The following is an 11,277-nucleotide window of genomic DNA, read 5'->3' as shown; positions in this document are numbered from 1 at the left end:
GGCTTTACTTCACGCCTTTTTCGTCGAAGTACTTTTGGGCACCTGGGTGAACAGGGATGCTGACGCCGTTCTTCACGTTCTCCAGCTTGATTTCCTTGGCTTTGGCGTGACCGAGCTTGTCGCTGTTCTCAAAGATCGCCTTTGTTACTTTGTACACGAGGTCTTCACTGAGATCGGAGCGAATCAAGAGCATCGATTTGACGGAGACGGTTGTCACTTCTTCTGGAACGGTTTGGTATGTATTGGCAGGGACTGTTGTCTTTACGTAGTAAGGGTATTTGGCGATGATGGCATCGATTTTGTCCGCGTCAATAGGAATGATTTTTACGCCAGTTGTCGCTGCCAGCTCCGTGATTGCTGCGGTGGGCGTACCGGCAGTTTGGAAGGCAGCATCCAATTGACCGTCCTGAATGGCTTTGGCGGAGTCAGCAAAGGAGAGACGCTGGAGCTTGGTATCTTCAAAGGTCATACCGTATGCTTCCAAAATTTGCTGAGCGTTCACTTCTGTGCCGCTTCCCGGAGCGCCTACGGATACACGCTTGTCTTTCAAATCGGCAACGCTTTTTATATTGCTGTCAGCAGAGACGACGATTTGGATGGTCTCATCATAGAGAGCGCCCAGGGCTTGGAAGGAATCAATTTTACCGTCTTGCTGGAACATGTTTGTTCCCTTTGACGCATACTCGGCAATGTCGTTTTGCGTGAAGGCAATGTCCGCCTTTTTATCACGAATGAGGCGGATATTTTCTGCTGAAGCGCCTGTGGCTTGGGCTGTAGCAGTGATGCCAGCATTTTTCGTGATATGGTCAGCCATGCCACCACCGAGTGGGAAATAAGTGCCGCCTGTACCGCCTGTCGCAATAATTAGTTGGGAAGGATCGGCGCTTCCTCCACCTGTACCTCCTTGTGTCGAGTTGCCGCCACCACATGCCGTCATGAGCGACATGGACAGAAGCAGTGTGAGCGAGAGAAGAAAATGACGCTTCTTCAAGATAATTCCCCCTAATCTAAATGTTCTGTTTATATTACTTTCTTTGGCATTGTAAGGGGAGGTCTATAAAAAACTACAAAAATCTATAGAAAAATATAGTAAACTAAGAAATAAACGTTAACGATTTTTTGAACAATTTCATAGGAGGAAGTGCGGGCTACATTTTATGAGAGAGACCATTTCGATCCTGCTGCTTATGCTCATTGCTGTCCCGATTGCCGGGGAGCTCAAATTTCATCCGTTTCAAGATGATTTTCGCATTAGCTTTGGTACAACGGCTTTTTTCTTTTTTTTATTGTGGCTGCGTCCTTCTTTAGTGGCAGGAATAGTAACAGGAATAATTGTTGTTCTATTTAGAATAGTCTTGGATTTTTTGTATGGCGATGCCTTTTCGTTTCTGTCATCTCTTCAGATGCACTTCCCCGCATTTTGCTATTACGCTTCCTTTGCTTGTCTATTCTCGCTCTTTCGCGTTAATACACTACATCATCGACCGCTTTGGGTGGGATTGTTGGGGACAGGCGCAGAAATAGCAGCCAATTTGGTAGAGCTGTCCTTTCGTGCTGTGTCCTTGGAGGGAGTCTTAAGGCTGGAGGTCGTAGGGCCGATTGCTGTCATTGCATTAATACGCAGTTTTTTTGTTCTTAGTTTTTTCAATATGATTCAACTGCGTCAGGCGAAATGGATGGAAAAGCAACAGCGCAATCGAAACGAGCAGATGTTGATGCTCATCTCCAATTTGTACGAGGAAGCAGTTCTTCTAAAAAAGACATTGCATCAGGTTGAGGAAATCACGCGTGACTGCTATGAGCTGTATCGCGAGATGAACGATGTGGAGCACAAGGTTGGGACGAGCAAGCGATACGCGAAGCGGCTGCTGTCCCTTGCTGGGCAAGTGCATGAAGTGAAAAAGGACAATCAACGCATATATGCAGGGCTCTCCAAGCTGATTTCTGACGAGAAAGAACGTGACTATATGCCACTGGGCGAATTGATAGCCATCATTGTTCAGGGGCAACGAAAGTACGCGAGAATGTTGGAGAAGGACATTCAGTTTGAAACGAATGTGGAGGTGCCGTATCTCGCTTGCCACATTTACACGACACTCTCACTCATCAACAATCTGGTCGGCAACAGTGTCGAAGCCATCCGCGACCGGGGGATGGTATCGATCGTGGCTTCGATTGACGAGAGTCGGGAGTGGATTCATTTTGTTGTAACCGATGATGGGCCAGGCATTGTGGTGAAGGACAAGGGGCTCTTGTTCATGCCTGGATTTACTACCAAATACGACGTATCAGGCAGGCCTTCCACGGGAATTGGGCTATCCTACGTCAAGGAAGTGACAGCCAGTCTCCAAGGAATGATTGATTTATCCGAGGACTCATGCGGACAAACAACACAGTTTTGTATTCGCCTGCCAATCGCAACTCTGATTCAGAAAGGGTGACCTCATGCGCTACTTCATCGTGGACGACGATCCTGGGATTCGATTCATGCTCGGTCAAATGATTGAGGATGCTGATTTGGGAGAGGTATGTGGGGAAGCAGAGGATGGCTCACAAATTGACCACGATTTCTTGAATTGGAAGCAAGTAGACATCTTGTTGATTGATCTTTTGATGCCGAATCGAGATGGCATTGAAACAGTGCGCCAGTTGAGGCGTTTTACAGGCAAAATTGTCATGATCTCGCAAATCGAAACGAAGGAGATGATCGCTGAGGCGTATGCGACAGGGATTGAATACTACGTGACCAAACCGGTGAATCGTCTGGAGGTCATCAGTGTTCTACAAAAGGTACGGGAACGCATATTGCTCCAGCAATCCATCGAGGGTATTCAGCGGTCGCTTTCCGTTCTGTCCGGCAGTATGAACGTGACGCCAGCACTTTCCAAAGAAGCATCGTATCCTGAAAAGGCCATCTTGTCTTCCGCACGATTTCTCTTAACGGAACTGGGGATGATCAGCGAAAAAGGCAGCAAAGATTTACTCGACATGATGGAGTGGCTGTATCGCTGGGAGAAGGAAAGGGATGGGGAGGTGAATCTCCCACCTTTACGCGATATTTTTTGGGCGATTGCAGCCCGCAAGCTGGGGAAGGGAGGGACGGTCCTGATTCAAAAGGAAACAAAGGCAGCCGAGCAGCGGGTTCGCAGAGCGATCTATCAGGCATTAACGCATCTGGCTTCCCTTGGGCTGACTGATTACAGTAATCCCAAATTCGAGAGCTATGCGACCACATTCTTCGATTTTACTGAGGTGCGAAAACGCATGCTGGAGCTGGAGAATCAGATGGAAATGACGATCTCTTCTACTCGTATCAATACCAAAAAGTTTATTTTTGTACTCTATATGGAGTCAAAAAGGCGAATTGGTGTATTTCAGGGCTGACTTTTGGAGTGGGCATCCAAATGTGATAAGATATTTCTATTGGTCATGAGCGAGGGCTTCGATGTAAGCTGGTAAAAGCTTTGGAATGCCTCCGTTTTACATTTGTTTTGGGAGGGAAATAAGTGAGCGAACTACGTAATCCATGGCAGCTACTTTACCGAGTCTATCGTCATGTGCAACCTGTTCTGGAGCGAGAGTTTGCGGCCTGGTACAAAAGAGCACAGGCGATTCCCAATCCCGAGCTGAGAAAACAGGCACAAGACAGCATGAACTCCAAAAAGTTTCACTGCCAAGGGGGATGCGTTTATGCAGCACAAGTCATCCCGTATGTGGAGACAATTGTTCCGCTGATTGTCGCCTACCAAACAATCAGTGACTACTTGGATAATCTGTGTGATCGCAGCACGTCACTAGATCCGCAAGACTTCCGTCAGCTTCACGTGTCGATGCAGGATGCACTGACACCAGGCGCGCCCTTGCGAGACTATTATTTGTACCGCGAAGATAAGGATGACGGCGGCTTTTTGGTTGGGTTGGTTCAGACCTGTCAACAGCATGTTGCACAATTGCCAGCCTATGAAAAAATCCAGGCAAAGATACTCGAGTTTTCTTGTTTGTATAGCGATTTGCAAGTATACAAGCACATTGCTCCCCATTTACGCGAGGATCACTTGTTGACGTGGTGGGATCAGTACAAAGAACGCTATCACGATTTGCACTGGCAAGAATTTGCGGCTGTCACAGGCTCGACTATCGGGATATTCGCGCTTTTTTGCTTGGCGACTGATCCAGATGTAGGGGAAGAGCAAATTCAAAACGTAAGTGAAGCTTACTTTCCGTGGCTGTGCGGGTTACATATTTTATTAGACTATTTAATTGACCTGGAAGAAGATAAAGTAGGTGGAGATTTAAACTTCGTGAGCTATTACGATTCGGAACGGATAGCGACTGAGCGCTTGAAGCTTTTTATAGAACAAGCAAAGGCAAGCGTTAAACGCTTGCCAAATCCTGCATTTCACCGTATGATCGTGGACGGGCTAGTCGCGTTTTATCTCGCGGATCGCAAGGTAAATCGGAGCCAGCCACACATTTATACTATCGCTAGACAACTGCTGAAGCAGGCAAAGGGCTTGCCCTCTGTCCTGTTTTATGTGAACAGTTTACTTGTACGGCGATAACGGAGAAGAGGTTAGCGCATATGCTTGCGCTTGTACGAAAAGCCAAATCCCATCAACGAGAAGGCAACAACGATACAGCCAAGGATACCGAGGGGGCTTTTTTCCCCAATGGCAATGCCAACTCCGATGAGACAGGCGGTTACCAAAAAAGCCAAAGCCAGTGTTACCAATTGATAACGATTCATCGGTCTGTAACCTCCTATCTGTCAATGTTCCCATTATACCTTATTTTCCGCGAAAAGCATCCAGGTAAAGATTTCGGAAATCCCGGTAATATATTTGTGCGAAGTGGTGGAGAACGCAGATGGAAAGCATAATACAAATTAGAAAAGGGAATCGAGTGATAGAAGGTCATGTTACCTATGAAGAAGGGGACTTGATCGAAGCCTTATTTCCCAGCCCATTGGATGTCACGGTGGGGGATCAGATCCCTTGTCTATTGACGGCTGATTATGAAACGATTAATACGTTTGAAGCCGTAGTCGTGGCTAAAGACAAGCATCGCTTGTTTTTGTTCCACTCTCCAACAGCGATCGAGTTTCGGGAACAGCGCAGACGCTATCCCCGTTTCGACATGGAAGTTAAGGGGTGGATTCAGTATCCGACGCAGGAGCCAGACTCATTTTTTTCCGTTTATAGTCAAATGGTGTACTTGGTGAATTTGAGCCTGGGAGGCTTGGCATTCCGCTCAGACAAACAGATTCCTGCGGATCAGCAAATTGTCTTTTCTTTTGAATTGTATGGACGCAATCGCCCGGATGGGGTAGTGAAAACTGACCTGGTTATCATTCATGAGCGAATAGAGGGTCCGAACTATTTTTACGGCTGTACGATCAAAGGAATCAATGCTCGTCATTTTCACAATCTGCGAAAGTACATTTTGCATCGGCAAATCGAGGAACGAAGACAAGTGAAAATCGAGTAGGTATTTTTCGTGAATTGGTTCAATGGGGACCAATTTTTTTTTGCCTTTTTGGTTGCTATTGGAGGGGCTGTAGGGGAGGGAAGAAGCGGATTTCCAGTCTACGCTTCGGCCTACGCCCTGCCGGAGGAGGGGGCTGTCCGCTTCAGTCTACATTTGAAAAGGCATCAAAGAGGATGAAATGGCAAAGAAAAAACGGAAAAGACTTCTTGGCATACCAAGCAAATGATCTAAAAACTGGACGCCCACCTCAACTGCTGGAAGACATCCACACAGATTTTTTGCGAAGCGAAGAGGAACAGAAGTATACATAAGCGAAACTTTGTCTAAAATGCTTCCTGGTTCCTACTGGACAAATTGCACAGGGAGGAAAACGTGAGATGTGGAAAAAATGGATGCTTTGTGTGCTTACCTTGATCCTGAGTATACCGGTTGTGGCCTGCGAGGCGAATCCTGCAACAGAATCGCAGCCAGCTCAACAGTCTCTTCCCTATCGGATGGAGGTATTGGCTGATCAATTAGATGTGCCGTGGGCGATGGATATAGCCTCGGACGGTCGCTTCTTTTTCACAGAACGGCCAGGCAGAATACGTGTGATTCAGTCAGGCAAGCTGCTGCCGGAGCCGCTCATCTCATTCCCTGCCCCATTTATAAGCGAGGGTGAAGGCGGGCTGTTGGGCCTTGTGCTCGATCCTGATTTTGCGAATAACCACTACTTGTACGTTTACCATACTTACAAAGAGGGACAGGCTACTTTCAATCGTGTCCTGCGACTGCGAGAAGCAAACAACTCAGCACAGATTGACAAGGTACTCCTCGACAAAATCCCGGGAAGCTCGATCCACAACGGAGGGCGAATCAAAATCGGTCCGGATCAGCGTCTCTATATTACGACAGGCGATGCGCACGAGCCGAAGCTTGCACAAGATCGGGCAAGTCTCGCCGGAAAAATTTTGCGCATCAATCTGGATGGAACCATTCCTGCCGACAATCCTTTTTCCGGCTCACCTGTATACAGCTATGGACATCGCAATCCGCAAGGCATCGCATGGTATCCGGATACAGGGAGACTCTATAGCTCGGAGCACGGCCAGACTGCACATGATGAGATCAATCGGATTGAGCCAGGCGCCAATTACGGCTGGCCGGTCATTTCTGGTGAAAAGCAAAAAGAGGGGATGAAAACCCCCCTCCTGCAAAGCGGTGATACGACATGGGCTCCTTCTGGCATGACGTTTGTATCCAAAGGGCCGTGGAAAGGACAACTGCTCATAGCGAACCTCAGGGGCAAGCAGCTTCAGAAAATTAGCTTAGACGCTACTCGACCGGATACAGTTTTGGAGGCTGCTACTTTGTTCCAAGACGAGTTCGGACGATTGCGCGATGTGATCGAAGGAAAAGACGGTTCACTCTATTTGTTAACCAACAACCGCGATGGTCGTGGAAATCCGAGAGAAGGGGACGATAAAATTATCCGACTCGTTCCGATCCAGTCGTAGCGGAAGCAATAGCCACGTCTTGTGTTCGTTTCCCCCAAATCCAGCGTTGTAAGAGGACAGCGCCTCCGCCAATCGAAGCAATTAACATTCCGACCCATAAAAAAGCAGTGTTTGGACCCCAGATGGTCATAATGACGCCACCGAGCAACGGAGCAATAATGAAAGTGGCGCTCGTCAATGAATCAATAATTCCCCTCACGCGGCCCAGTGCTTGCGGGGGGCTTTCTTTTTGTACCAGATAATTGGCACCGACCGAAGTCAGACCTGTTCCGACTCCAGCCAATAGAGCGGGAATCAGCAGCCAATACATGCCATCACCCGGCTGGAATAATCCAATCCACGAAAAACTAATTCCAATGAGCAAAACGCCACCGCCCAGCACCCAACCGTAGGAACGAATCTCTTTTAAGCGATGTAGCCAGGTGACGGTGGCTAGTGCGCCTAGTCCAATGACACTAACTGTAAACCCGAGCATTTCCGGATTGTCGGGTAGTTTCTCACGGAAGATCACGGGAAACTGTGTATCCGCCAACTGAATCGCCAACGAGGTAACGGTTGCGAAGATCGTGGTGAGTAGCAGGACACGGTTTTGTAAAAAGATGCGCCAGCCCTCTTGCCATGCTTGACGGTAAGGAAGAGGCTGCTCTTCTACGGATGTACGGGACAACGTATGCTCCACTTTACGAATCATGAACAGAAATCCAGTAGAGAGAAGGAATGTCGAAGCATTAATCATCAGACAAATGGCAGGTGCAAAAACGGCCGCTACCAATCCTCCGGCAAGTGGGCCGATCAATTTCCCCATCTGGTATACGGCTCCATTCAAGGCAGAGGCTTGTAACAATTGATTCTCAGGTACGATTTGGCGCGTCAAGGTCTGTTGCGCTGGATCATTGAAGACAGAGGCACCTGAACGCAGGGCAATGACCACCAGGAACCAGAACGGAGTAGGCATGGCAAGCAGGAGTAAAGTGAGAGCAGCCTGAATGATATTCATCGTCATGATCATACGTACCTTGTTCACGCGGTCTGCCAGCACCCCGGCAAACTGCCCGAGCAAGATGCTTGGAGCCGCATAGGCAACAGGCAGGAGAGCCATCGTCATCGGATCAACCTTCCACACAAAACCCAAAAGAATGGATACCGCAATAAAATCAAACCAATCGCCGAGCGTAGACAGTCCGTAAGAGATGAACAGCGTGCGGAACGTTCTATTTTCTTTTAACAAAAAAATCCCTCCATCGATCTGTTACCTCGATGATAAAAGGGATTTGTCAGAGGAATATCAGAAATTCGATGAGATGATGGCAAGAATCTTTTGCTGCAAGTAATCGAACTGGTACTCTTCGGATAATTCCGCCCACATTTTCTGGTATTTGCGCTCCCATTCTGGATCGTAGCCGAAGTCTTTCAAGAACAACAAGATCATTTGAATGCCATAAATGAGATGGGGGACGAACTTGGTGCTTCGTAAAACCTCCAGACCTTCATCGACCAAGCGGCGGGCCTTGGCAAGCTCCTGTCGATGGTACAGACAAAGACCGCGTGTAATGGTAAAGCTGCCGAGCTCACGCTGCATAGGGAGTTCTTGCAAGATCTCCTCAGAGCGTTGAATGACTTTCTCAGCCTCTTCAACCTCACCCATGAGCAGATACAAGAGGGTTTCTTCCGCTTGAAAAAAGAGTTGAAAGCCGGGTGAATTGACTCGCGCAACAACCTCTCTGGCAGGAAGTAGCTGTTTTTTTGCTCGCTCCCATTCTTTGGCTTGGGCGTAGACACTGATCGCGGTGATTTGCATCTCATCCTGATAATTATCAGGCATACTTTTCGCGTTTTTCAGAGCCCATTGTAAAATAACTAATGTTTTTTGCGAGTCAATTTCTGTCATATGGTATAAATGGAACAAATAAAACAGCTTGTCGGACATGGAAGTTTTATCCTCGACAAACCAGCCGAAGTCACCGACAACAAACCGCAAATAGGTAGCATAAAAAGAGTCCATCTGGAAGCCGAGAACTTGCTGATTTGCATAGAGTGTCTGCAAAGCTGCCCCCATCCCCATGCCGTGGTAGGTGGTTAGCATCTTCTGGATGTTCTCGGAGAAATCACTGTTTAATGCCGATGGACTAGGCGATTGCTGCTCTTTTAGCGTAAGCCGATAGCCGACTCCTCGGACCGTATCAATCGTGAGCAGATGGGACCACTTTTGCAGTTTTTTCCGCAAACGGTAAATGTGATCGTCGACAGTACGGTCAGTAGGCTCTTCCAGCGGCCAGACGCGATCCAGCAGATCACTTCTTGAAAAGGCCCGGTTTTTCCACGTGTACAGAAATTGAAACAAGGCGAATTCCTTTGGCAAAAGGACAATCGTTTCCCCAGCATAATGGATTTGATACGTATCATCGGACCATGTTATCAATCCCATTTGAAAGACTCCTCGTTTATATTGAACTTCTTCATTTTATTGTAAAGGGTGCCGCGAGATACGCCGAGCAGCTCGGCTGCTGCTTTTTTGTTGCCGTACGTGCGCTCCAACGCTGCCAGAATGCGCTCTTTTTCGTTTGCAGGTGGAGTAGGGTACGCAACCGAAGGACGTATAATTGTCGGCGGTGTCGGAGTCGGCGGTGCATACGTTCCCCCAGTCGGTGTCAGTACAGAGGCGTATGTGGGTTCGGTGTGACTGCGAATGACAGACGGCAGATGCTCAGGCAAAATAACGCCGTTTTCTTGCAGGATCGACAGACGTTCGATAACGTTGCGAAGCTGTCGGATGTTCCCTGGCCAAGTGTACTCGAACAACGCTTGCATGACCTCGGGAGAGATGCGTGGTACGGAGTGGTCATGGGCGACCGAATACTCATGAATGAAAATTTGCACGAGCTCCGGCAAATCTTCTCGTCGTTCGCGCAGCGGCGGTATTTCCAGAGAAAAGACGTTCAGCCGATAATACAAGTCCTCGCGAAAACGCCCGTCTGCAACCATTTGCTCTAGCTGTCTGTTTGTCGCCGCTACAATCCGTGTGTTGACGGTGATCGGCTCTGTTCCGCCTACGCGGTAAAACTGTCGTTCCTGTAAGGCGCGAAGCAGCTTGACCTGCAACTCTAGCGGCAGCTCCCCAATTTCATCGAGGAAAAGTGTCCCGCCATGCGCCAGCTCCAGCTTGCCAGGCTTGCCTTTTTTCTCGGCTCCAGTAAAAGCACCACCTTGATAGCCAAACAGCTCACTTTCGAACAGAGCAGCAGGAATGGCACCACAGTTGATCGCAATAAAGGGCTTTTCATGTCGGCGACTTGCCTGATGAATCGCTTTGGCAAACAGCTCTTTCCCAACACCGCTTTCCCCGTAAATCAGCACAGTCGCATCCGTCTGCGCCACTTTTTTTGCGGAACCAATAGCGGATTGAATCGAGGCGGAATGCCCTTTGATCGCATAAAAAGGATCGTCTGCTGCCTGAAACCGACTCATCTCTTGCTGCAAATTGTGGAGATGAGCCGTCGTATGTGCTAATTCTTCATTGAGACGAACCAATTCGGTAATATCCTGTTCAATAGAAATCGCGCCGATAATCTCACCCTCGCGGCGAATCGGTGCCGCATTAATGAGTACATGACTATCAGGCCGAGGAATATGATAGACACGTTGTACAGATGTCCCTTGACGTAGCGCATCGAGCAGGCGGATTGATTCACTCGCGAAGTGCTCATCGAGAGAAGTGCCGACGACTTGCTCGCGATCGATTTCATAAATCGTTTCTGCTGCCTGATTCCAGTGTTGGACAACGTTGCGGGAGTCCACAATGGTGACAGCCTCACTCATTGTATCCATCAAGGTACTGAGCAGGGCAGACTGATTTTGGGTCAACACGACAAAGGCAGTCATGAGCTGGTAGGGCTCAACCATTCCCGTCGGAGTCCCTTGTTCGTCCACGATGACGAATACCGGTAGATCGGAAATGCCTGTGCCAGCGAGAATGTGGCTGATAGATTGTTCGAGCGTGGTTGTAGGCGAGACGATGACTACTTTTTCCTTTCGTTCTTTATCAACCCATTCACCTACAGTTTCACCTGTGCGTATTTTGACAATATCGGGTGGAAGCGGAATCGCAAAGGAAGAGAGCGTACTGTCCAACGAAAATAGCGGTTTCAAATCGTCACCTCTTATCCAAACTAACAGGCAAAGGGATCGTTCCTGTTGTACATCTAATCAAAAGTGTACAAGAATAGACACGTAATGTACATATGTGTTGAATGCATCGTATAGACATCACGATAGCGCTTACGAGATTAAGTTGGCA

The 11,277-nt window shown here is 48.2% G+C and carries 10 protein-coding genes; 5 read left to right on the top strand and 5 right to left on the bottom strand.

The window, feature by feature from the left end; all coding sequences use genetic code 11:
- Nucleotides 1–4: 4 nt before the first annotated feature.
- Nucleotides 5–991 carry a TAXI family TRAP transporter solute-binding subunit gene (locus tag ASG16_RS11215; RefSeq protein ID WP_056490436.1) on the bottom strand — a complete coding sequence of 329 codons (987 nt, stop codon included), beginning with the start codon at nt 989–991 and terminating at the stop codon, nt 5–7.
- Nucleotides 992–1,157: 166 nt separating this feature from the next.
- Here ASG16_RS11215 and ASG16_RS11210 point away from each other — a divergent pair, with 166 nt between their 5' ends.
- The 3 genes from ASG16_RS11210 to ASG16_RS11200 all read left to right on the top strand — a co-directional run bounded on the left by ASG16_RS11210 (nt 1,158) and on the right by ASG16_RS11200 (nt 4,562).
- Nucleotides 1,158–2,441 (top strand): sensor histidine kinase, encoded by a 1,284-nt coding sequence (locus ASG16_RS11210; protein WP_056490433.1) that lies wholly within the window; start codon nt 1,158–1,160, stop codon nt 2,439–2,441.
- 4 nt (nt 2,442–2,445) lie between these two features.
- Complete coding sequence (locus tag ASG16_RS11205; protein ID WP_056490430.1) at nt 2,446–3,384, top strand: response regulator; 939 nt, start codon at nt 2,446–2,448, stop codon at nt 3,382–3,384.
- Between the two features lie 122 nt (nt 3,385–3,506).
- Complete coding sequence (locus ASG16_RS11200) at nt 3,507–4,562, top strand: tetraprenyl-beta-curcumene synthase family protein (protein WP_056490427.1); 1,056 nt, start codon at nt 3,507–3,509, stop codon at nt 4,560–4,562.
- 11 nt (nt 4,563–4,573) lie between these two features.
- On the opposite strand, the gene ASG16_RS30675 is transcribed toward ASG16_RS11200, so the two are convergent.
- Nucleotides 4,574–4,747 carry a YlaF family protein gene (locus ASG16_RS30675; RefSeq protein WP_007722723.1) on the bottom strand — a complete coding sequence of 58 codons (174 nt, stop codon included), beginning with the start codon at nt 4,745–4,747 and terminating at the stop codon, nt 4,574–4,576.
- Nucleotides 4,748–4,866: 119 nt separating this feature from the next.
- Between ASG16_RS30675 and ASG16_RS11195 the strand changes: the two genes are divergently transcribed.
- Nucleotides 4,867–5,487 carry a PilZ domain-containing protein gene (locus ASG16_RS11195; RefSeq protein WP_056490424.1) on the top strand — a complete coding sequence of 207 codons (621 nt, stop codon included), beginning with the start codon at nt 4,867–4,869 and terminating at the stop codon, nt 5,485–5,487.
- A gap of 377 nt (nt 5,488–5,864) precedes the next feature.
- Nucleotides 5,865–6,983, top strand: a complete 1,119-nt coding sequence (locus ASG16_RS11190; protein WP_082517231.1) for a PQQ-dependent sugar dehydrogenase — start codon at nt 5,865–5,867, stop codon at nt 6,981–6,983.
- Here the strand turns inward: ASG16_RS11190 and ASG16_RS11185 are convergent.
- The 3 genes from ASG16_RS11185 to ASG16_RS11175 are packed head-to-tail and all read right to left on the bottom strand — an operon-like array spanning nt 6,955 to nt 11,129.
- Nucleotides 6,955–8,211 carry an MFS transporter gene (locus ASG16_RS11185; protein WP_056490419.1) on the bottom strand — a complete coding sequence of 419 codons (1,257 nt, stop codon included), beginning with the start codon at nt 8,209–8,211 and terminating at the stop codon, nt 6,955–6,957. The genes ASG16_RS11190 and ASG16_RS11185 overlap by 29 nt on opposite strands.
- 57 nt (nt 8,212–8,268) lie before the next feature.
- Nucleotides 8,269–9,408 carry a winged helix-turn-helix domain-containing protein gene (locus ASG16_RS11180; protein WP_056490416.1) on the bottom strand — a complete coding sequence of 380 codons (1,140 nt, stop codon included), beginning with the start codon at nt 9,406–9,408 and terminating at the stop codon, nt 8,269–8,271.
- Nucleotides 9,399–11,129: a sigma 54-interacting transcriptional regulator gene (locus tag ASG16_RS11175; RefSeq protein WP_056490412.1), complete on the bottom strand. Its 1,731-nt coding sequence runs from the start codon at nt 11,127–11,129 to the stop codon at nt 9,399–9,401. The genes ASG16_RS11180 and ASG16_RS11175 overlap by 10 nt, the downstream gene beginning before the upstream one ends.
- Nucleotides 11,130–11,277 lie beyond the last annotated feature (148 nt).

The sequence above is a fragment of the Brevibacillus sp. Leaf182 genome, assembly GCF_001423865.2.
Lineage (GTDB): Bacteria > Bacillota > Bacilli > Brevibacillales > Brevibacillaceae > Brevibacillus > Brevibacillus brevis_C.
This window is presented reverse-complemented; position numbering and strand designations above follow the sequence as displayed.

Coding starts and splice junctions, on each gene's coding strand:
- ASG16_RS11205 (WP_056490430.1), top strand. CDS start 2,446: ATGCGCTACTTCATCGTGGACGACGATCCTGGGATTCGATTCATGCTC.
- ASG16_RS11180 (WP_056490416.1), bottom strand. CDS start 9,408: ATGGGATTGATAACATGGTCCGATGATACGTATCAAATCCATTATGCT.
- ASG16_RS30675 (WP_007722723.1), bottom strand. CDS start 4,747: ATGAATCGTTATCAATTGGTAACACTGGCTTTGGCTTTTTTGGTAACC.
- ASG16_RS11195 (WP_056490424.1), top strand. CDS start 4,867: ATGGAAAGCATAATACAAATTAGAAAAGGGAATCGAGTGATAGAAGGT.
- ASG16_RS11210 (WP_056490433.1), top strand. CDS start 1,158: ATGAGAGAGACCATTTCGATCCTGCTGCTTATGCTCATTGCTGTCCCG.
- ASG16_RS11190 (WP_082517231.1), top strand. CDS start 5,865: ATGTGGAAAAAATGGATGCTTTGTGTGCTTACCTTGATCCTGAGTATA.